Below are 20,598 nucleotides of genomic sequence, written 5' to 3' on the forward strand. Positions count from 1 at the left end.
GTTTGTGATAGGCTGTGCGGCTAAAGCAAAAAAATCGCTAAAAAAACATTAAACCGTTGCCAAGCCTGGTCTTGGCCACGATGAAACAAGGAACACCGAACGTGAAATCTCCGCTCGAGGCACTGCCGGCCCAACTGGGCGAGCTGATGCTCCGCGATCAACAACGCCTGCGTCGTCGCCTGCAGGGCGCACGAAAAATCAAAAATCCCGATGCCCAGCTGGCGGTCGCCGCCGAAGTGGAAAGCGACATCGCGGCGGCGCGGCAAAAAGTGCAGGCGCGCGCCGCGTCTTGCCCGCGCATTACCTATCCGGAAAGCCTGCCGGTCAGCCAGAAAAAGCAGGACATTTTAAACGCTGTCCGCGATCACCAGGTGGTGATCGTTGCCGGGGAGACCGGTTCGGGGAAAACCACCCAGTTGCCGAAGATCTGTCTGGAGCTGGGGCGTGGCGTGAAAGGGCTGATCGGCCATACCCAGCCGCGCCGCCTGGCGGCGCGCACCGTCGCCAACCGCATCGCCGACGAGCTGGAAACCCCGCTCGGCGGCAGCGTGGGCTACAAGGTGCGCTTCAACGATCAGGTGGGGGAAAACACCCTGGTCAAGCTGATGACCGACGGTATCTTGCTGGCGGAGATTCAGCAGGATCGCCTGCTGATGCAGTACGACACGCTGATCATCGATGAAGCGCACGAGCGCAGCCTCAACATCGACTTTATTCTCGGCTACCTGCGCGAACTGTTGCCGAAGCGCCCGGATCTCAAGGTGATCATCACCTCGGCGACCATCGATCCGCAGCGCTTCTCGCGCCACTTCAACAATGCGCCGATCATCGAGGTTTCCGGACGCACTTACCCGGTGGAGGTGCGTTACCGTCCGGTGGTCGACGACGGCGACGATACCGATCGCGACCAGCTGCAGGCGATTTTCGATGCGGTGGACGAGCTTGGACGCGAAGGGCCGGGCGACATTCTGATCTTCATGAGCGGCGAGCGCGAGATCCGCGACACCGCCGACGCCCTGAACCGCCTCAATCTGCCGCACACCGAAGTGCTGCCGCTGTATGCGCGCCTGTCGAACAGCGAGCAGAATCGGGTGTTCCAGTCGCACCACGGCCGCCGTATCGTGCTGGCCACCAACGTGGCGGAAACCTCGCTGACGGTGCCGGGCATCAAATACGTCATCGATCCGGGCACCGCGCGCATCAGCCGCTACAGCTTCCGCACCAAGGTGCAGCGCCTGCCGATCGAGCCGGTGTCGCAGGCCTCCGCCAACCAGCGTAAAGGGCGTTGCGGCCGCGTGTCGGAAGGGGTGTGCATTCGTCTGTACTCCGAACAGGATTTCCTGTCGCGGCCGGCGTTTACCGATCCGGAAATTCTGCGCACCAACCTGGCGTCGGTCATTCTGCAGATGACCTCGCTGGGGCTGGGCGATATCGCCGCGTTTCCGTTCGTCGAAGCGCCGGATAAACGCAACATTCAGGATGGCGTGCGCCTGCTGGAAGAGCTGGGGGCGATCGCCACCGCCGACAACGGCCACTATCAGCTGACGCCGCAAGGCCGCCAACTGGCGCAGTTGCCGATCGACCCGCGTCTGGCGCGCATGGTGCTGGAAGCGCAGAAGAGCGGCAGCGTGCGCGAGGTGATGATCATCACCGCCGCGCTGTCGATTCAGGATCCGCGTGAGCGCCCGATGGACAAGCAGCAGGCCTCGGACGAAAAACACCGCCGCTTCGCCGACAAAGACTCGGATTTCCTGGCGTTCGTCAACCTGTGGGATTATCTGCAGGAGCAGCAAAAAGCGAACTCTTCCAGCCAGTTCCGCCGGCTGTGCCGCAACGATTTCCTCAATTACCTGCGGGTGCGCGAGTGGCAGGATATCTATACCCAACTGCGCCAGGTGGTGAAAGAGCTGGGGTTGCCTATCAACAGCACGCCTTCCGACTACCGCAGCGTGCACACCGCGCTGCTGACCGGCTTGCTGTCGCACATTGGCCAGAAGGATGCGGACAAGCAGGAATACACCGGCGCGCGCAACGCCCGCTTCTCGATCTTCCCCGGCTCCGGCCTGTTCAAGAAGCCGCCGAAGTGGACCATGGTGGCCGAACTGGTGGAAACCAGCCGCCTGTGGGGGCGCATCGCCGCGCGCATCGAACCGGAATGGATCGAGCCGCTGGCTCAGCATCTGGTGAAACACAGCTACAGCGAGCCGCACTGGTCGAAGTCGCAGGGGGCGGTGATGGCCAGCGAAAAGGTCACGCTGTTCGGTTTGCCGATCGTCGCGGCGCGCCAGGTCAATTACGGCGCCATCGATCCATTGCTGTGCCGCGAGCTGTTTATCCGCCATGCGCTGGTGGAGGGGGACTGGCAGACGCGCCACGCCTTCTTCCGCGACAACCAAAAGCTGCGCGCCGAAGTGGAAGAGCTGGAACATAAATCGCGCCGCCGCGATATTCTGGTGGACGACGAAACGCTGTTCGGCTTCTACGATCGCCGGATCCCCAACGACGTGGTGTCCGGCCGTCATTTCGACAGCTGGTGGAAGAACGCGGCCAAACAGCAGCCGGATCTGCTGAACTTCGAAAAAGAGATGCTGATCAAAGACGGCGCCAACAAGATCAGCGCGCTCGACTACCCGAACTTCTGGCATCAGGGCAATCTCAAGCTGCGGCTGAGCTATCAGTTCGAACCGGGCACCGACGCCGACGGCGTGACGGTGCATATTCCGCTGCCGATCCTCAATCAGGTGGAGGAGCAGGGCTTCGAGTGGCAAATCCCCGGCATCCGCCGTGAGCTGGTGATTGCGCTGATCAAGTCGCTGCCGAAACCGGTGCGTCGCAACTTCGTGCCGGCGCCGAACTACGCCGAGGCGTTCCTGGGCCGCGTAACGGCGCTGGAATTGCCGCTGCTGGACGCGCTGGAGCGCGAGCTGCGGCGCATGACTGGTGTGACCGTGTCACGTGATGACTGGCAGTGGGATCAGGTGCCCGATCACCTGAAGATGACTTTCCGCGTGGTGGGAGAGAAAAACCAGACGCTGCGCGAAGGCAAAGACCTGGCCGCGTTGCGCCTGCAGCTGAAAGAGAAGGTGCAGGAGACGCTGTCGGCGGTGGCCGACGACGGGCTGGAGCAGAGCAATCTGCATGTCTGGAGCTTTGGCCAACTGCCGGCGTTTTACGAGCAGAAGCGCGGCGGCTATTCGATGAAGGCGTACCCGGCGCTGGTGGATGAAAAGGACAGCGTGGCGATCCGCCTGTTCGACAGCGAAATCGAGCAGCAACAGGCGATGTGGCAGGGTACGCGCCGCCTGCTGTTGCTGAATATTCCTTCGCCGATCAAATACCTGCATGAAAAGTTGCCGAACAAGGCCAAGCTGGGGCTCTATTTCAACCCGTACGGCAAGGTGCTGGAGCTGATCGACGACTGCATTTCGTGCGGCATCGACAAGCTGATCGCCGAACACGGCGGCCCGGTCTGGCAAGAAGAAGGCTTTGCGCGCCTGCAGGAACAGATCCGCGCCGAGCTGAACGACACGGTCGTCGAGGTGGCCAAGCAGGTTGAACAGATCCTGACGGCGGTCTTCAACATCAACAAACGGCTGAAGGGCCGGGTGGACATGTCGTTGGCGCTGGCGCTGTCGGACATCAAGACCCAGCTCGGCGGGCTGGTCTACCGCGGCTTCGTGACCGGCAACGGGTGGAAACGCCTGCCGGATACGCTGCGTTACCTGCAGGCGATCGAGCGCCGATTGGAAAAATTGGCTATCGATCCGCACCGCGACCGCGCGCAGATGTTGCGGGTGGAGCAGGTGCAGCAGGCGTGGCAGCAGTGGTTGAACAAGCTGCCGCCGAAGCGACAGCAGGAGGAAGAAGTGAAGGCGGTGCGCTGGATGATCGAAGAGCTGCGCGTCAGCCTGTTCGCGCAGCAGTTGGGCACGCCTTACCCGATTTCCGACAAGCGCATTTTGCAAACTATCGAGCAGCTTTCGGGTTAAGCTCGGGCGCACCGGCCGGCAAGCGGCCGGCGCACCACAGGCTCAACAGGCCGCACAGCAGCAGCGTGGCGGCCAAATCCTGCCCGCGCGCCGCGATCGTCAGCCCCAGGGCGATCAACAGATAGTACAGCAGCCCGAATAACGCGCCGGCGGTGCCGAGTTGCTGCCGGTAGCGACTCAGCGCCTGGCTCAGCACATTCGGGATAGCCAACCCGAACGCCAGCATCACCAGCGCACAGGGGAGCAGCATCCACAGGCTGTGTTGCCACCAGAACAATGCCACGCCGCTGGCCACCGCCAGCAAACCGCCCAGCAGGATCTGATGTTTGGCGCTGACGCCGCGCGCCAGCAGGTGGCGGTTCAACAGCGCCCCCGCCAGGCTGCCCAAAGCCAGCATCACGCCCGAGTAGCCAAATTGTTGGCTGTTCAACCCCAGCCTTTCGAACATGAACGGCGCCAGGCTGAAGTAGCTGAACACCATGATATTGAAGCTGGCGACCAGCAGCGCCGAGCACCAGATGTGCCGATCGCGCAGTATTGCCGTCAGGGCAATGCCCGGCGCGGCGGCCGTTGCGGTTTGCCGCCGTCGCGTTTCCGGCAATGTGCCGTAGCTCCACAGCAGCAGCGCCAGCGCCCAGGCCGCCTGCGCGGTGAAAATCGCCGCGCTGCCGCCCCAGGCGACCAGCGCGCCGCCGGCGAACATCCCCAGCAGCGGACTGATGGAGAGCGCGATGCCGACCAGCGCGAACATGCGCCCCAGCGCCGGGCCTTGATAGACATCACGCAGCATGGTTTGCGTGACGATTGAGCCGACCGCGGCGCCGAAGGCGATCAGCGCACGGGCGGCCAGCAACAGCGTGAAACTGCCGCTCAGCAGCGCGAGGCCGGTGCCGACCAGATAGAGCGCCAGGCCGGCCAGCATCGCCGGACGGCGGCCGAACCGATCGCAGAAGGCTCCCCAAAAGGCGACGCCGAGGGCGAAGGCGAAGAAATAGATGGATAACGTCTGCCCGGCCTGCGCGGCGCTGACGCCGAAGTCGCTGCGGATGGCGGTGAGCGCTGGGCTGTACAGCGTTTCCAGGAGCTGCGGCGTCATGATGGCGGTGACGAGCAGCGGCAAAGATAAGCGTTGCATGATGCACATTCTCCCTAAAAGTTAAGGCGGCCAGTATAGGGAGCGGCGTTTTGTTCGATTACAATCATCCGGACAAAAAACAACAGGTATAGGACAGTCTGATGGCGCTGATTCAACAGCATCACCCGTTCGACCCGGATCGGCTGCCGGCACCGGCTCTCGGCATCGCGGCGGCACTGGCGGAGCACGACTCCGGGCTGCATTGGCATCAGCGTTCGCAGCTGCTGTATGCGCCGCAGGGGTGCATGACGGTCACGTTGGCGCAGCAGTGGCTGATTCTGCCGCCGACGCGCAGCGTCTGGATACCGGGCGGCATTGCGCATCGGGTGCAGCTGCGCGGCCGCGTCGCGTATCGCTCGCTGTATTTCGATCCGGCGCTGACGGCCGCCATGCCGCCACAGGCAACGGTGCTGGCGGTAAACCCGCTGTTGGCGGCGATCGTCGAGCGCATCGCGCACTGGCCGCTGGACTATGCGTTGGCACAGCCCCACGCGCGCGATTTGCTGGCGGTGCTGATCAATGAGTTGGGCGAGGCGCAGCGCGAGAATACCCAGTTGCGGCTGCCGCAGGATAAGCGTCTTGCCGCCTGGTTGGCGACGCTGCCGGAGAGCGACGAGTTGCCGGCGTTGGCGGCGTTGGCGCTGCGCTTGCACCTGCACGCCAAAACGCTGACGCGGCTGTTTCAGCGGGAAACCGGCCTGAGCTATCAGCAGTGGTGCCAGCAGTGGCGGCTGATGCGCGCGATCGAACTGCTGGCGTCGTTGCCGTCGGTCAGCGCGGTGGCGCAGCGGTTGGGGTTTTCCAGCGACAGTGCGTTTATCGCGTTTTTCCGTCAGTTCACCGGCACCACGCCGCGGCGCTATATGCAAGGGGGCTGAAAAAGCACAACGGCGCATAATGCGCCGTTGTGAGAGGATTATTTGCCTGCCGCCAGGGCGTCCAGCGCTTCGCGGATGCCGGGCACCGCCAGGGCGCGGTTATCGGCGCGATAGCGATCTTTCGCCGCCGGCGCCGAGCTTTGGATGGCGATCAGTTGCCAGCCGTCGGCGGTTTTCAACAGCAGCGGTGAGCCGCTGTCGCCGGGCAGGGTATCACATTGGTGCGACAGTACGCCTTGCTGAGCCCAGCCGGTGACCTTGCAGTTTTGGTGGCTGTAGAGGTCATCCAGGTGGTCTTCCGGGTAACCCGCCTGAGTTATCAGCCGCTTGGCCTGTTTTAGGGCCTGGGTCAACGCCTTGCTGTCGCCTTGCCACAGCGGCAACGGGGCGATCGGCAGCGGCTTTTTGTCTTTCAGACGGATCAGCGCAAAGTCATAAGCGGCCGCAGCGGGCGGGACGATCCAGCCATCACCGTCCGGCTTCAGCTTTTTGCCCAGCTTGCTGTCGACCAAGGTCTCGATATCGCCGGTTTGATACCGCCAGGATTTATCGCCCGCCACGAAGCGCAGGGCGATGGCTTTATCCAGTTGCCCGGGCGGCGCCAGAACGCAGTGGCCGGCGGTCAACGCCAGGTGCGGAGAGATCAGCGTGGCGGTACACAGATTGCCGCTGGCGGTTTCGACCTGGCCGATGGCTTGCCACGGCTGGGCGGCGGTATCCGTGACCTTGATTCGTTCATCTTTGCCGAAAAACAGACGCGTTTGCTCGGCCTTGGACGGGCCGTCGGCGCGTGCCGCCTGAGCAGCGATAAGCGGGAGTAAGCACAGCAACAGTAAAACGGATATGCGCATAGATCTCTTGCCTGACAAATACGGATCATCCATAAACACACTGAATGCTAACTATAGACTGATTTAGCAGCCATGTGGATGGGCAATAATTGATTTTTCAATAATTTCCCGCCGGCAACGCGGCAGGCTACAGGTAAAAAAAGACGGCGATCAGTCCGCAAAGAATCAGGGCGGTCAGAACGATCTCGAACAGGTAGCGGCGCAGCATCAATGAGAACCCCCCGATGAAAAAACACCCGGCGAACCGGGTGTCGTACACGTCAAGCCTGAAGCGGTGAGGGGACCCTCACGTCATTACGCTTTTTTGTGGCTGGCTTTCTTGTGGTGCTTTTTAGCCGCCTGGGCCTTTTGAGCCGGGGCTTTCTTCGCGGCTTTTTTGTGATGCTTCTTGGCCGCCTGCGCTTTCTGTACCGGTGCTTTCTTGCCGTGGTGTTTCACCTGAGCTTTAGCCGGCGCAGCGGTGGCGGTGGTTGCGGTAGCCGCAGGTGCGGTGGTGGCAGCCTCGGCAGCGAAAGCCACGGAAGACAGACCCATTGCAGCGGCAACAACCAGAGCTAATACTTTTTTCATCGTAGAATCCTCAACATGACTTTTGGGTATCAACCCCACTGCGGGGCCGTTGAAATGATAGTAGGCAAACGGCGCCCGGCTTTCCGTGAGTGATTGGTTTCGGCATGTAACCTAATGTACAGGGCGGCGGCGGCGAGGGGATTGCTGCTATAATGACCGCCAGGCGCGATAAAAGAGATTTAAAATGAACGAGATAGTGATTCGTTGTGGCGTGACCGAACAGGGCGAGGTGCCGCTGGCCTATGAGGACTGGGGCGATGAGGCGCACCCGCCGCTGCTGCTCATCATGGGCATCGGCGCGCAGCTTCTGTTGTGGCCTGACGACTTCTGCCGCGCCCTGGTGGCCCAGGGATTTCGGGTGATCCGTTATGACAACCGCGACGTCGGCCTTTCCGGCAAAACGCAGGCGCAACGCACGCAGCCGTTGTGGCTGCTGATGCTGCGCGCCCAGCTCGGCTGGCAAACGCCGGTGCCTTATACCCTGGCGGACATGGCGACGGACGCGGCGCATCTGCTCGATCATTTACGCATCCCGCAGGCTCACGTACTGGGCGCTTCGATGGGGGGGATGATCGCCCAGGTGCTGGCCGCCGAATACCCGCAGCGCGTCGCCTCGCTATGCATCTTGTTCTCCAGCACCAATCAGCCGCTGTTGCCACCGCCGGCGCCTTCGCTGCTGTGGCTGTTGGCGCGCAGGCCGGCGGCCGATTTGACGCTGCAGCAGCGCCAGGAGGGAATGAAGGCCTTCCTGCGCGCGCTCGGTACCCGGTTTTACCCGCCGGAGGAGGCGGAACTGGATGCATTGGTGAATCGGCTATTGAAGCGGGGCGTGGATCCCGAAGGCGTGCAGCGGCAACTTTCCGCGTTGCTCGGCAGCGGCGATCTGCGTCGCTACAGCCGGCGCATAGCCGCGCCGACGCTGGTCATTCACGGCGATCGCGATCGGCTGGTGCGCAAGGCCGGCGGGGTGGCGATCGCTCGGGCTGTCGTCAACGCCAAATTGCATATTATGCCGGGCATGGGGCATGACCTGCCTGCGCCGTTGAGGCCGCAGCTGGCGGCGATGATCGCCCGTCATGCTCTGGGATGAGAAGCCGGGACGCCGGCGTTTTTTGCCATTTTAGTTACAACATACTAATGATGAGTAGCCACCCGCCACTCTGCGGCCAAGGCGTTGTCAGCAGGGAACGTGCGCTATGAAACATTATCCGGTCATGCAGACGGAAAAAGGGCGCGGCTGGGGCCGCGCCAGGAGAGATTACAGGTAGCGGTTTTCCAAATGCTGGCGGAAGTAGCGTGGGTTGAGCGCTTCGCCGGTCGCATTGACGATCAGCGTCTCGGTCGGGAAGCGGCTGCCGTGGCGCCAGATGTTGTGCTGCAACCAGTGGAACAGCGGCTGCAGGTTGCCGGCGGCGATATCTTCGCTCAGCGAAGGCAGGGCCTGGCGCACGCTGTGGAACAGCTGCGCGGCGTACATCGCGCCGAGGGTGTAAGTCGGGAAGTAGCCGAAGGCACCGTCGGTCCAGTGAATATCCTGCATGCAGCCATTGCGGTAGTTGCCGATGGTGTCGAGGCCGAGGTAAGCACTCATCTTCTCATTCCACAGCGCCGGAATGTCTTCCACTTCGATATCGCCTTCGATCAGCGCTTTTTCAATTTCGTAGCGCAGGATGACATGAGCAGGATAGCTCACCTCGTCGGCGTCGACGCGGATCAGGCCCGGTTTAACGCGCTGGTTGAGGCGAATGAAGTTGGCTTCTTCCAGCGCCGGCTGTTCGCCAAACTGTGCGGTGACTAACGGACGCAATATTTTCAGGAATTCATTGCCGCGCGCCAGCTGCATTTCGAACAGCAGGCTTTGCGATTCGTGGATAGCGGTGGAACGGGCCAGGGCGATCGGCTGGCCGAGCAGATCGCGCGGCAGGTTTTGCTCGTAGCGGGCGTGGCCGGTCTCGTGCACGATGCCGAGCAGCGCGGTCAAAAACTCTTTCTCGTTGTAACGCGTGGTGATGCGTACATCTTCCGGCACGCCGCCGCAGAACGGGTGGGCGCTGACGTCGACGCGGCCGTTGTCGAAGTTGAAACCGAGCAGTTTCATCACGCTCAGGCTCAGCTGACGCTGGGTGTCCACATTGAATGGACCTTGTGGCGCCTGGCAGGGCTCATTAGCCTGTTTGGCCACCACGCGCTGCAACAGATCCGGCAGCCAGGTTTTCAGATCGCCGAAGATGCGGTCGAGATCGCTGCTGCGCATGCCCGGTTCATACAGGTTAAGCAGGGCGTCGTAACGGCTGGTGCCGGCCGCCTGCGCGCGGATCTGCGCCTCTTCCCGACTGAGCTTGACCACCTCGCGCAGATTCTCGGCGAAGCCGTCCCAATCGTTGGCCGGGCGTTGGGCGCGCCAGGCGTGTTCGCAGCGCGCGCCGGCCAGCGACTTGGCTTCGACCAGCGAGGCCGGCAGCAGCACGGCGTCTTCATACTGGCGGCGCATTTCGCGCAGGTTGGCGCGGTCGATCTCGTCCAGCGTCTCTTGCTGCGCGCGATCCAACAGCGCGCCGGTGCTTTCCGCCGTTAAAATCTGGTGCTGCAGCACGCTCAACTCAGCCAGCGCCTCGGAACGTGCCTTGCTGCCGCCCGGCGGCATCATGGTTTGCATGTCCCAACCGGCGATGGCGGACAGGTGGCCGAAACGCGACAACCGGCTGAACAGGGCGCGCAGGTGATCGTAAGCAGACGTGTTGGAATGTGCAGATGTCATTATTATTCGGCTCCAATGAGAAGGTCTGGCGGCATTACGCCAGATCGGCTTTTAAACTGAATGTCGGCTTTACCGGCCAGCAGAAACGGAAACTGGCGCCGCCGAGCGAACTCCCTTCGACGAACACCTGCCCCTGGTAGGCGACGGCGATGGAATGGACGATGGCCAGGCCCAATCCGCAGCCGCCGGTAGCGCGATCGCGGCTGGGGTCGAGACGGACGAAAGGTTCAAACACCCGCTCGCGCTCTTCCGGCGGGATACCTGGCCCGTCATCCTCGACCTGCAAGCAGGCGAGGTCGCCGTCAAACCACAGGCCGACGCGCAGACGCTGTTCGGAATAGCGCAGCGCGTTGTTGACCAGGTTGTCGAGCACGCGCTCCATCAGGCGCAGATCGACGCCGCCGAAGTCGCCGACGTGCGGGATATCGAGCTGGATGTCGCGTTCCTGATGAATAAGACGGATATCATCGACCTTGTCCTCGAGCCATTTTGGCAGATCGATGGGTTCAATGTTTAACGCAACCTGCGGGCGATCCAAACGGGCATAGGTCAGCAGCTCGTCGATCAGCGACTCCAGCTGGCCGATATCGCGGTTCAACGCCTGCTGCTCGCTTTCGGACAGGTTATCGCTCATTTCGAGCCGGTAACGCAGGCGCACCAGCGGCGTGCGCAGCTCGTGCGCGATGCCGTCGATCAGCTGTTTCTTGCTGGCGATCAGGGTGTTGACGCTGTCGGCCATCTGGTTGAACGCCACGCCGAGCCGGCTCAGGCTGGAAGTGGGATCGAAGTGGGTGCGTTCATCCAGATGCCCGGCGCCGAGCCGCTGGGCGGCGTTTTCCAGCTTCAGCAAATCTTGCCAGTGCGGCCGCATCCACAGAAACACCGGCAGTGCCAGCGACATGCCGATAAACACCAGCAATACCAGATCCAGCAGGCGCATCTGGTGCAGGTAGAACAGATAAGGAATGGGGCCGACCACTAACACGTAGTGGCTGCGCGGAATGCGCTGCATAAAGGTGTACTGATCGTCGAGGGCGATGATTTCCCCCAGCCGCAGCCGTTTTTTCAGATCCTCGCTCAGCGCCTGTTTGCCGAGCGGTTCGATATGCAGTTTGAACGACAGATTGAGATCCAGCGTGGCGATGGTCTTGTTCCAGTCCTTCAACGGGATTTCACGCAGCTCGCTGCGCATCAGGTACAGCGAACTTTTCATCAGATCGTCCATCGACTGGCGGCCGGCGCGCTCGGCGGTCACCTTGTACACCAGGCCAACCAGCATCGCCATCACCAGAAAACAGACGAACAGCAACAGGAAGAACTGGACGAAAAGTTTTCTCATTGTTGCACCGATGCCCAGGCGTTAGGGGCGAACAGATAGCCTTTATTGCGCACGGTCTTGATGCGGAACGGTTCCAGCGCGTTATCGTACAGCTTGCGGCGCAGGCGGGAGATCGCCACGTCGATACTGCGATCCATACCGTCGTAGCTCACGCCGCGCAGGTTTTGCAGCAACGCCTCGCGATCCATGATCTGCCCGGCGTGGGTCGCCAGTTCCCACAACAAATCGAAATCCGAGGTGGACAGGGTGATCGTTTCTTCGCCCAGCGTGACCTGCCGGTTGACCGGATCGATGCACAATAGCCCAAAATGCAGCGCGTTATGCTGGGTGAGCGGCTGAACCGACTCTTCTTTCGGCTGCTGGCTGTGTTGGCGCAGGTGCAAACGCAGGCGGGCCAGCAACACCGCCGGCGGCGTGGTTTTCAGGATATAGTCGTTGGCGCCCATCTCCAGCGACAGAATATGGTTCATGTCGCTGTCGAGCGAGGTGAGCAGCACGATCGGGCCGGGGAAGGTAGGGCGCAGATCGCGGCACAGCGTCATGCCGTCTTTGCCGGGCAGCATGATGTCCAGCAGCACTAAATCGGGTTGCTCGCGCTCGATGCGCGCTTGCGCGCTGTCGCCGCGCGGTTCGATCAGCACCTCGATGTCGTGTTTGCCCAGATAGGCGGCGATCAGTTTGCCGACTTCAGGATCGTCTTCCACAAAAACAATTTTATGCATATGCCCGTGTTTTAATAAGAAAAGCGGATTTCAGCATAGCGCGGCCCACAGCGAAGCGCCATGCGGATCTTTGCCTCAGCGCAGCGGCCGCCCGCCGTCGACGCCGTGGGTGCGGCCGGTCACGTAACGGCTCTCCAGCAGGTAGTTCACCAGATTGACCACTTCGCTCTCGCCCGGCGCGACCTTCATCAGCGATTTCGCCAGCGCTTGTTGGCGGTAGGCTTCATCGTCGCCCGGATTGAAGATGATCAGCGCCGGCGCGATGGCGTTGACCTTCACCTCCGGCGCCAGCTTGCGGGCGAACGAGCGGGTCATATTGTCCAGCGCGGCCTTGCTGGCGGCGTAGGCGATATGTTTGTCGCTGCCTTTTTCCACCACGTAGTCGGTCAGATGGATAATGTCCGCGCCTGCCTGGCCCTGGCCGGTCAGGCAAGATTCGAGCAGTTGGTTGAGCAAATAGGGCGTATAGACGTGAATTTGCAGCATCGCCGCCATCACTTGCTCCGGCGGCACTTCCGCCGACTCGGCCTGCCAGGCGCTGGCGTTGTGGATCACTGCGCGCAATTTGGGCGCCACCTGCCGCACCTGGTCGGCGAAACGGTAGATGCCTTCGTGCGTGGAAAAATCGCCCTGAATGCAACTGGCGCCCAAGGCTTTCAACTCGGTCATCGCCGGATATTCGCTGCGATAGGCAATGATGACGGGAACGCCGCGCTGGAGAAACGCTCTGGCGAGCGCCAGCCCGATGCGCCGCGCGCCGCCGGTAATCAGCACCGGGGCAGAGTTGGGGTGTTCCATTGATTAAAGCTCCTGGACAGACTGGCAAACAATAGGGGAATTATGCCATCATACGGCGGAAAGTCGTTAAAGCTTCGCATGATTATCCATTTCTGGATGTAAGATCCCCAATGCGTTTCAGGTTGCCGCCCGGCGGCGGCTTGAAAGACCACGGGTTAACACTGGCCATGAGAGGAATGAGGGGATGAACAGCAATCACCTTGCATCCATCGCGCGCAGTGAGAAAATCTGTTTTGACTATATGGATTTTCTGTCCGCATCGTGCAGGAAGCACTGGCGCTTTGTTGATGCTATTTATGGTGTGATGCCGATCTTCGGCATGGTGTTGAAATCGCGCGTGACCACGTCACAAACGCGCAAAGAGCAGTTGAAAGAGCTGGCGCTGCAAGTGGTGTCGACGCAGGTCAGCGATGAAACCAATATCGTGCGTCTGATTGACCTGGCGCAGCAGCAGGGCCTGACGGTGTTTGATATTCAGTTGCCCTATGCGCTGGAAGCGCAACAGCTGGCGGCCATTCAAAAAGAGTGCGAGGAAGGCATTGCGATCGCCCTGGTGGGTGAGCGCATGACCATCACCATTCCCCCTAAAAGCTGACCGGGTGTATCGACCCGGCCGCCCGTTCATGGTTAGGCAATTGACTTACCGCGATGGCCTAACCATGAATGTGAAATTTCGCGCCGCGTCACGGTCAGCGTCTAACCTTCATCCCATCATTCAATTCATTCATTGGCGGATTACCCTCCTCAGGGCGTTGTGCCGTTTTTAATGCACGGTGGCGGAATGGTTGCCAGCAGGCGCGCAGATGCCGGTTTCCGGCAGCCGATGTTCGCGCAGCACCTGCAGCGTTTCTATTCGAAAGCGCAGCAGGTGCCGCTCGGCGGCCTGCTGCATTTGTTCGCACAGCGAGGTATCGTCCATCACCTGTTCGATGGCGAGCCGAGCCTGATGCACATGCGGCTCAACGCCGCGGAGGGGCGTTTGCCGCAGGCGCAGATGGGTAATGTTGTTGAATGTAACGATCAACGCGGCCAGGGCAGACTCGAAAATATTCAGTGCGTTAACTCTGGCGGCATATTCCACATTCAGCCAGGGTTTCTCGGCGATGATCGCCTGAGCGACGCCCAGCGCCTGCTGATAGTGCATCATCGCCAGGCGATCGCGCCGCTGATTGAATGCCGTGTTGCCCTTGGCGATCAGTGCTTCCCAAGCGGCAAACAAGGGGAATGCGTGCAGCAGTTTTTCAGCCATGAAATGCCTTCCATTTTCAGCCTGTCCAAACCCGCCTCCTGACGCCTCTCAGCGGGGGCACTTGTGTCTTACCGTTAATGCTTAGATGATAATGATAATTAATTGCATTTAAGATCGCAAGCGGAGCCTCTGACGAATCAATAACGGGGAGCGGGGTAAGAGGAAGGGCGAGGAAACGAAATGCGGCTGACGGGCAGCCGCATGGGCAGGCGATTTTAGTGCAACATAAACCAGCCGGCAGGCAGCGTGGCCACCAGCAGCAAGAAGATGCTGCTTTTTTCCAGGCGATTGAGCAGATTGATATCCCGATGGCCGCGGCGGGCATACATGAACACCAACAGCCCTGGCGCATACAGCAGCACCGACATCAGCAGGTGCATCAGCCCGGAAGCATACAGCAGCCACAGGCCATAGACGCAGGCGCCGGAGGCGGCGAAGATCAGGCGCTTGTCGCGGCGGCGGTAAGCCACCTTGAACAGAAACGCGCCGACCAGGAAGTAAGGCACCAGGATCATCTCTGACGCGATGGTCAACAGCGAGTTGTAGTTGCTGCCGGTCAGCCAGATAAGCACCAGCGCCAGCTGCACAGCGATGTTGGTCAGCCACAGCGAAGAGGACGGGGCGTGATGGCGGTTCTGCTTGCCGAACACGCGCGGAAACGCGCCGTGCTGCGCGGCCAGCAGCGGCACTTCCGCCGCCATGATGGTCCAGCTCAGGTAGGCGCCGCACACGGAAACGATCAGGCCGGCGGCGATGAGTACGTCTCCCCACGGGCCGATCAGTTCTACCATCAGCACCGCCATCGACGGATTGCGCATCTCGGCCAGTTCGCTGCGCGGCACCACGCCCAGCGACAGCAGCGTGACCATCAGATACACCGCCAGCGCCGACAGCACCGCCAGCATAGTGGCGCGGCCCACGTCTTTCTTATTGCGGGCGCGAGCGGAAACCACCACCGCGCCCTCCACGCCGATAAACACCCATAGGGTGATCAGCATGGTGTCCTTGACCTGTTCCCACACCGGTTTGCCGAGGGCGACGCCGTTGAAATCCAGTGTGAACACGTCCATTTTAAAGGCGATCGCCGCCAGAACGGCGAACATTCCCAGCGGCAACAGCTTGGCGAGGGTGGCCGCCAGATTGATGCTGGCGGCGGTTTGCACGCCGCGCAGCACCAGCGCGTGCACGATCCACAGCAGGGCGGATTCGGCGATCAGCGCCTGCCAGGTATTGCCGTCACCGAGGATAACGTTGCCGCCGCGATCGGTGAAAATGCTCAGCGCCGCGAACACGATCACCAGATACGAGACGTTGGCGATCACGGCGCACAGCCAGTAACCCCAGGCGGAGCAGAAGCCCACCAGTTCGCCGAATCCTTCTTTGGCGTAGGTGAAGATGCCACCGTCCAGATCCGGACGCAAACGCGTAAGCAACAGCATGGCGAATGCTAAGAACAGAATGCCGACGCCGGTGATCCCCCAACCCAGCAGCAGCGCGGCGGGGCTGGCGACCTGCGCCATGTTTTGCGGCAGACTGAACACGCCGGCGCCCAGCATCGAGCTGAGCACCAAAGCGGTTAGCGCGGTAAGACCGAGTTTTTTTTCCAATGACGGATCCTGAACGCAGAATAAACAACTGGAAGGGAACTGCTTGGCTGCAACAATGTATTAACAACCACTGCGCGAATAGACAATAGCCCTAAAAATTGGCGCAAATTCTACGGAGGGATGATTAGAGATGCAATGATTGAATATGCGGAATTTACAAAAAACTATTCAACGCGCGATGGAAAAAGCGGCAATAAAAACGGGCAGCTCAAGGGCTGCCCTATGGTAAACCTAAAAACGGGTTTTATTTGAACAGATCGGCGCTGACGGTCAGGTTGCCGCCGCTCTTGTTCTGCCACTGGCGGGTGACGTGGTAGTACTTGGCGCCTTTCTCAGCCGCGCGTTTCGCCACTTCGGTGGAGACATCGGTCATGCTGTTGAAGTGGCCGGTGAAGGTGACGGAATCGAACGGCACCATCTGCGCGGCGGTCACGTTGTTCACTTCCTGGATCTTGGTGCCGTTAGGCAGCGTGACGGTATAGCGTTGGCCGGTAGAGGACTGGGTTTCGAAGAAACGGCCCACTTCGCGGCTTGGCGAACCGGAAGATGCGACGCCAGGGATTTCGACTTTCGCGGCTGCGGCGCCGCCAGCGGCCAGCGCGGCGCGGCCGGCGTCAGAATCGGCCGGAATGGCGTCCGGGCTCTGCACGCGGCGTTTCGTCGCATCGGCCTTATAGATATAGGCGGTGACGAACTGGTTGCCGCCGGAGTTGGCGTCAACCTGGCGCACGATGAAGAAGGATGCAGCGCCTTTTTTCTTCGCTTCTTTGGAGATGGCGTCGTTGATGTCCGGCTGGCTGCGGTAGAAGCCGCTGACGCTCACGGTATCGTAAGGCTCCAGCAGGTAGGCTTCCTCTTTAGGCAGTTCATTCACGCCGTTAAATACGCGGTATTTTGGTGTTTTGCTCACTTCTGGCGCATCTTTATGATAAAGGTCTGCGGTGACGCGCCAGTTGCCGCCGTTGTTGCTGTTGTTGCTGTCCTGGATATAGAAGGAATCGGCACCCAGTTTGTCTGCACGGCGGGATACGGCGTCGACGGCTTCATTGATGGCATTGAAGCGGCCGGTAATCGTGATGCGATCAAACGGCTTCAGCGCCGCTGCTTTCTCAGGAGTTAACTCTTGCGCCGCATGAGCAGACAGCGCGGTGAGTGATAACAAGGCTGACGCGATGATCGTGGTCTTCAGCTTCATAAAAAATCCTTTCGCCTAGCGCATTAACGTTTATAACGTACTGAACTGTTTAAGTGTAATTCAGCCGTCGATTATTACATGTAATTCTGAAAACTGTCTCAGCATTTTATGTTATCCCGTGCGACAAATCGGTGACGGTGACGCGGGTCGCACGGATGGCGCCACCGTCATAAGTTTCCATAATAACGGCTTGGGTGTCATTAATGTTAATTATTCACAAAATGATAACTTTTATGCTTTTCCGCCGCGCATGGCCATAATTCGTTACGCCGGGCGTAAACCTCTTGCCACGCAGAATACGCTGTTCTGTATGGATTTTTTCACAGTAAATTGCGATTTGTCATATCACGCGCGGCGTTTTTATGTAAAAACAGAGCTGAATGCGTAAGCAATTATGGATCATCGACCTTATTTTCAGTAGGTTATAGTTGGCGTCTGAAATCAGTGCGGGCAAGTTAACGCTTCGCCCGCCGGCGGCGCCGTGCTATGGGCAGGAAAATAATAAACATCATCCAAGACAGGTGAGAAGGGAACATTATGCGTATTGGTGTACCAAGAGAGCGGTTGGCCAATGAAGCCCGGGTCGCAGCCACGCCGAAAACGGTGGAACAACTGCTGAAGCTGGGTTTTACCGTCGCGATTGAACGCGGGGCGGGCAAACTGGCCAGTTTTGAGGACGTCGCCTACGAAGCCGCCGGCGCGGCGCTGGTCGACGAAAACGAAGTGTGGCAGTCGGATCTGATCCTGAAAGTCAACGCGCCGCAAGACGACGAGATCGCCTTGATGCGCGAAGGCAGCACGCTGGTCAGCTTTATCTGGCCGGCGCAAAACCCTGAATTGATGGCCAAGCTGGCGGCGCGCAACGTCACCGCGCTGGCGATGGACTCGGTGCCGCGCATCTCGCGCGCCCAGTCGATGGACGCGCTGAGCTCGATGGCCAACATCGCCGGCTACCGCGCGATCGTCGAAGCGGCGCATGAGTTCGGCCGCTTCTTCACCGGCCAGATCACCGCCGCCGGCAAAGTGCCGCCGGCCAAAGTGATGATCATCGGCGCCGGCGTGGCCGGCCTGGCGGCGATCGGCGCTGCGGGCAGCCTCGGCGCCATCGTGCGCGCCTTCGACACCCGCCCGGAGGTGAAAGAGCAGGTGCAGAGCATGGGCGCGGAATTCCTCGAGCTGGATTTTGAAGAGGAAGCGGGCAGCGGCGACGGTTACGCCAAAGTGATGTCCGAAGCCTTTATCAAGGCCGAGATGGCGCTGTTCGCCGCACAGGCGGCGGAGGTCGATATCATCGTCACCACCGCGCTGATCCCGGGCAAACCGGCGCCGAAGCTCATCACCAAAGAGATGGTGGCGTCGATGAAGCCGGGCAGCGTGATCGTCGATCTGGCGGCGCAAACCGGCGGCAACTGCGAACTGACCGTGGCCGACACCATTACCGTGACCGACAACGGCGTGAAAATCATCGGCTATACCGATCTGCCGAGCCGCTTGCCGACCCAATCTTCGCAGCTGTACGGCACCAACCTGGTCAACCTGTTGAAGCTGCTGTCGAAAGAGAAAAACGGTGAGATTGACATCGATTTCGACGATACGGTGATCCGCGGCGTTACCGTGGTGCGCCGCGGTGAAATCACCTGGCCGGCGCCGCCGATCCAGGTCTCCGCCCAGCCGAAAGCGGCGCCCGCCGCCGCACCGGCCGCCAAACCCGAAGCCAAACCGACCTCGCCGTGGCTGAAGTATGGCCTGATGGCTCTGGCGATCCTGCTGTTCGGCTGGCTGGCGGACGCGGCGCCGAAAGAGTTCCTGTCGCACTTTACCGTGTTCGCGCTGGCCTGCGTGGTCGGTTACTACGTGGTCTGGAACGTCAGCCATGCGCTGCATACCCCGTTGATGTCGGTCACCAACGCGATCTCAGGGATTATCGTGGTCGGTGCGCTGCTGCAGATCGGTCATGGCGGCTGGGTGAGTTTCCTCTCCTTTATCGCCGTGCTGATCGCCAGCATCAACATTTTTGGTGGATTCACCGTCACTCAGCGCATGCTGAAGATGTTCCGCAAGAACTAAGGGGTAACAAATGTCTGGAGGATTGGTTACAGCTGCATACATTGTTGCCGCTATTTTGTTTATTTTCAGCCTGGCGGGCCTGTCGCGTCATGAAACGTCGAAGCAGGGCAACCTGTTCGGCGTCGCCGGCATGGCGATCGCGCTGATCGCCACCATCTTGGGGCCGGATTCCGGCAACGTCGGCTGGATCATCATCGCCATGATCATCGGCGGCTCGATCGGCGTCTATCTGGCCAAGAAGGTCGAGATGACCGAAATGCCGGAGCTGGTGGCGGTGCTGCACAGTTTCGTTGGCCTGGCGGCGGTGCTGGTCGGCTTCAACAGCTACCTGGATCACGGCGGGCCGATGGAGCCGGTGATGGCGAATATCCATCTGACCGAAGTGTTCCTCGGCGTCTTTATCGGTGCGGTGACCTTCACCGGGTCGATCGTCGCCTTCGGCAAGCTGCGCGGCATCATTTCTTCCAAACCGCTGATGCTGCCGAATCGCCACAAGCTGAACCTGGCGGCGCTGGTGATCTCGTTCTTGTTGCTGGTGGCGTTCGTGCGCACCGACAGCGTGGGCTGGCAGGTGGTAACGCTGTTGCTGATGACGGCGATCGCGCTGGCGTTCGGCTGGCATCTGGTCGCCTCGATCGGCGGCGCCGACATGCCGGTGGTGGTGTCGATGCTCAACTCTTACTCGGGGTGGGCGGCCGCCGCGGCGGGCTTCATGCTGAGCAACGATCTGCTGATCGTCACCGGCGCGCTGGTGGGCTCTTCGGGTGCGATCCTGTCTTACATCATGTGCAAGGCGATGAACCGCTCGTTTATCAGCGTGATCGCCGGCGGTTTCGGCAGCGACGGTTCTTCCACCGGTGACGCCGAAGAGATGGGCGAATACCGTGAAACCACGGCGGAAGAGGTGGCCGAGCAGCTGAAGAACTCCACGTCGGTGATCATCACCCCGGGCTACGGCATGGCGGTGGCGCAGGCGCAGTATCCGGTGGCGGAAATCACCGAAAAACTGCGGGCGCGCGGCGTGAAGGTGCGTTTCGGCATTCACCCGGTCGCGGGGCGCTTGCCGGGCCACATGAACGTGCTGCTGGCGGAAGCGAAGGTGCCGTACGACGTGGTGCTGGAGATGGATGAAATCAACGACGATTTCCCGGATACCGATACCGTGCTGGTAATTGGCGCCAACGACACGGTGAACCCGGCGGCGCTGGAGGATCCGCGCAGCCCGATCGCCGGCATGCCGGTATTGGAAGTGTGGAAAGCGCAGAACGTAATCGCGTTCAAACGCTCGATGAACACCGGCTACGCCGGCGTGCAGAACCCGCTGTTCTTCAAGGAGAATACCCAGATGCTGTTCGGCGACGCCAAAGACAGCGTGGAGGCGATTCTGCGGGCGCTGCAGAAGTAAAATTGGGCAACCAAAAAAACGGGCCGCTTAGCGGC

Annotated in this window: 16 protein-coding genes; 6 read left to right on the plus strand and 10 right to left on the minus strand. The window is 60.6% G+C overall.

The features are described from left to right. The first annotated feature begins 101 nt into the window (after positions 1-101). On the plus strand, positions 102-3,989 hold the full coding sequence (gene hrpA, locus ACMGGK_RS10520; protein WP_075205894.1) for an ATP-dependent RNA helicase HrpA: 3,888 nt from the start codon (positions 102-104) through the stop codon (positions 3,987-3,989). On the opposite strand, the gene ACMGGK_RS10525 is transcribed toward hrpA, so the two are convergent. Further along, positions 3,967-5,124: an MFS transporter gene (locus tag ACMGGK_RS10525; protein ID WP_193842819.1), complete on the minus strand. Its 1,158-nt coding sequence runs from the start codon at positions 5,122-5,124 to the stop codon at positions 3,967-3,969. The genes hrpA and ACMGGK_RS10525 overlap by 23 nt on opposite strands. A gap of 101 nt (positions 5,125-5,225) precedes the next feature. Here ACMGGK_RS10525 and ACMGGK_RS10530 point away from each other — a divergent pair, with 101 nt between their 5' ends. After that, positions 5,226-6,002, plus strand: coding sequence for an AraC family transcriptional regulator (locus ACMGGK_RS10530; protein WP_420276869.1), 777 nt, complete (start codon positions 5,226-5,228; stop codon positions 6,000-6,002). Between the two features lie 38 nt (positions 6,003-6,040). Here ACMGGK_RS10530 and ACMGGK_RS10535 read toward each other — a convergent pair whose 3' ends face one another. Both ACMGGK_RS10535 and asr read right to left on the minus strand, forming a co-directional pair. Continuing rightward, entirely contained in the window at positions 6,041-6,853 is an 813-nt protein-coding gene (locus ACMGGK_RS10535; RefSeq protein WP_420276870.1) for a trypsin-like serine peptidase, read from the minus strand. A 294-nt stretch (positions 6,854-7,147) separates the two neighbouring features. Beyond that, complete coding sequence (asr, locus tag ACMGGK_RS10540; RefSeq protein ID WP_028127450.1) at positions 7,148-7,423, minus strand: acid resistance repetitive basic protein Asr; 276 nt, start codon at positions 7,421-7,423, stop codon at positions 7,148-7,150. A 184-nt stretch (positions 7,424-7,607) separates the two neighbouring features. Between asr and ACMGGK_RS10545 the strand changes: the two genes are divergently transcribed. Then, the gene (locus tag ACMGGK_RS10545; RefSeq protein WP_079449769.1) at positions 7,608-8,513 is read left to right on the plus strand and encodes an alpha/beta fold hydrolase; all 906 of its coding nucleotides are present in this window, start codon (positions 7,608-7,610) and stop codon (positions 8,511-8,513) included. A gap of 168 nt (positions 8,514-8,681) precedes the next feature. Here the strand turns inward: ACMGGK_RS10545 and ACMGGK_RS10550 are convergent, their stop codons facing one another. The 4 genes from ACMGGK_RS10550 to folM all read right to left on the minus strand — a co-directional run bounded on the left by ACMGGK_RS10550 (position 8,682) and on the right by folM (position 13,040). Then, positions 8,682-10,181 (minus strand): carboxypeptidase M32, encoded by a 1,500-nt coding sequence (locus ACMGGK_RS10550; RefSeq protein WP_143779035.1) that lies wholly within the window; start codon positions 10,179-10,181, stop codon positions 8,682-8,684. A 34-nt stretch (positions 10,182-10,215) separates the two neighbouring features. Continuing rightward, entirely contained in the window at positions 10,216-11,520 is a 1,305-nt protein-coding gene (rstB, locus tag ACMGGK_RS10555; RefSeq protein ID WP_031299665.1) for a two-component system sensor histidine kinase RstB, read from the minus strand. Beyond that, positions 11,517-12,242, minus strand: coding sequence for a two-component system response regulator RstA (gene rstA, locus ACMGGK_RS10560; protein WP_004938307.1), 726 nt, complete (start codon positions 12,240-12,242; stop codon positions 11,517-11,519). Before rstA ends, rstB begins: the two co-directional genes overlap by 4 nt. Before the next feature lie 75 nt (positions 12,243-12,317). Next, positions 12,318-13,040: a dihydromonapterin reductase gene (folM, locus tag ACMGGK_RS10565; protein ID WP_016927586.1), complete on the minus strand. Its 723-nt coding sequence runs from the start codon at positions 13,038-13,040 to the stop codon at positions 12,318-12,320. 184 nt (positions 13,041-13,224) lie between these two features. Here folM and ACMGGK_RS10570 point away from each other — a divergent pair, with 184 nt between their 5' ends. Then, positions 13,225-13,635 (plus strand): hypothetical protein, encoded by a 411-nt coding sequence (locus ACMGGK_RS10570; protein WP_004938301.1) that lies wholly within the window; start codon positions 13,225-13,227, stop codon positions 13,633-13,635. A 168-nt stretch (positions 13,636-13,803) separates the two neighbouring features. Here the strand turns inward: ACMGGK_RS10570 and ACMGGK_RS10575 are convergent, their stop codons facing one another. The 3 genes from ACMGGK_RS10575 to ydgH form a co-directional block, all read right to left on the minus strand. Then, a complete protein-coding gene (locus ACMGGK_RS10575) occupies positions 13,804-14,289 on the minus strand; it encodes a hypothetical protein (RefSeq protein WP_176063085.1) in 486 nt (161 codons plus the stop codon). 215 nt (positions 14,290-14,504) lie between these two features. Further along, positions 14,505-15,896 carry an amino acid permease gene (locus tag ACMGGK_RS10580; protein ID WP_049299367.1) on the minus strand — a complete coding sequence of 464 codons (1,392 nt, stop codon included), beginning with the start codon at positions 15,894-15,896 and terminating at the stop codon, positions 14,505-14,507. A gap of 244 nt (positions 15,897-16,140) precedes the next feature. After that, positions 16,141-17,091, minus strand: coding sequence for a DUF1471 family protein YdgH (gene ydgH, locus ACMGGK_RS10585; RefSeq protein ID WP_420276871.1), 951 nt, complete (start codon positions 17,089-17,091; stop codon positions 16,141-16,143). 537 nt (positions 17,092-17,628) lie between these two features. Here ydgH and pntA point away from each other — a divergent pair. Next, positions 17,629-19,158, plus strand: a complete 1,530-nt coding sequence (pntA, locus tag ACMGGK_RS10590; RefSeq protein ID WP_420276872.1) for a Re/Si-specific NAD(P)(+) transhydrogenase subunit alpha — start codon at positions 17,629-17,631, stop codon at positions 19,156-19,158. Positions 19,159-19,168: 10 nt separating this feature from the next. After that, positions 19,169-20,563, plus strand: a complete 1,395-nt coding sequence (gene pntB / locus ACMGGK_RS10595; protein ID WP_028127446.1) for a Re/Si-specific NAD(P)(+) transhydrogenase subunit beta — start codon at positions 19,169-19,171, stop codon at positions 20,561-20,563. The last annotated feature ends 35 nt before the right edge of the window (positions 20,564-20,598 follow it).

The sequence above is a fragment of the Serratia sp. BNK-33-b genome, from assembly GCF_048684565.1.
Lineage (GTDB): Bacteria > Pseudomonadota > Gammaproteobacteria > Enterobacterales > Enterobacteriaceae > Serratia > Serratia marcescens.

Excerpts from the sequence above, each read along its gene's own strand:
- ACMGGK_RS10525 (WP_193842819.1), bottom strand. The coding sequence starts at position 5,124 with ATGCAACGCTTATCTTTGCCGCTGCTCGTCACCGCCATCATGACGCCG.
- ACMGGK_RS10530 (WP_420276869.1), top strand. The coding sequence starts at position 5,226 with ATGGCGCTGATTCAACAGCATCACCCGTTCGACCCGGATCGGCTGCCG.
- ACMGGK_RS10535 (WP_420276870.1), bottom strand. The coding sequence starts at position 6,853 with ATGCGCATATCCGTTTTACTGTTGCTGTGCTTACTCCCGCTTATCGCT.
- asr (WP_028127450.1), bottom strand. The coding sequence starts at position 7,423 with ATGAAAAAAGTATTAGCTCTGGTTGTTGCCGCTGCAATGGGTCTGTCT.
- ACMGGK_RS10545 (WP_079449769.1), top strand. The coding sequence starts at position 7,608 with ATGAACGAGATAGTGATTCGTTGTGGCGTGACCGAACAGGGCGAGGTG.
- ACMGGK_RS10550 (WP_143779035.1), bottom strand. The coding sequence starts at position 10,181 with ATGACATCTGCACATTCCAACACGTCTGCTTACGATCACCTGCGCGCC.
- rstB (WP_031299665.1), bottom strand. The coding sequence starts at position 11,520 with ATGAGAAAACTTTTCGTCCAGTTCTTCCTGTTGCTGTTCGTCTGTTTT.
- rstA (WP_004938307.1), bottom strand. The coding sequence starts at position 12,242 with ATGCATAAAATTGTTTTTGTGGAAGACGATCCTGAAGTCGGCAAACTG.
- folM (WP_016927586.1), bottom strand. The coding sequence starts at position 13,040 with ATGGAACACCCCAACTCTGCCCCGGTGCTGATTACCGGCGGCGCGCGG.
- ACMGGK_RS10570 (WP_004938301.1), top strand. The coding sequence starts at position 13,225 with ATGAACAGCAATCACCTTGCATCCATCGCGCGCAGTGAGAAAATCTGT.
- ACMGGK_RS10575 (WP_176063085.1), bottom strand. The coding sequence starts at position 14,289 with ATGGCTGAAAAACTGCTGCACGCATTCCCCTTGTTTGCCGCTTGGGAA.
- ydgH (WP_420276871.1), bottom strand. The coding sequence starts at position 17,091 with ATGAAGCTGAAGACCACGATCATCGCGTCAGCCTTGTTATCACTCACC.
- pntA (WP_420276872.1), top strand. The coding sequence starts at position 17,629 with ATGCGTATTGGTGTACCAAGAGAGCGGTTGGCCAATGAAGCCCGGGTC.
- pntB (WP_028127446.1), top strand. The coding sequence starts at position 19,169 with ATGTCTGGAGGATTGGTTACAGCTGCATACATTGTTGCCGCTATTTTG.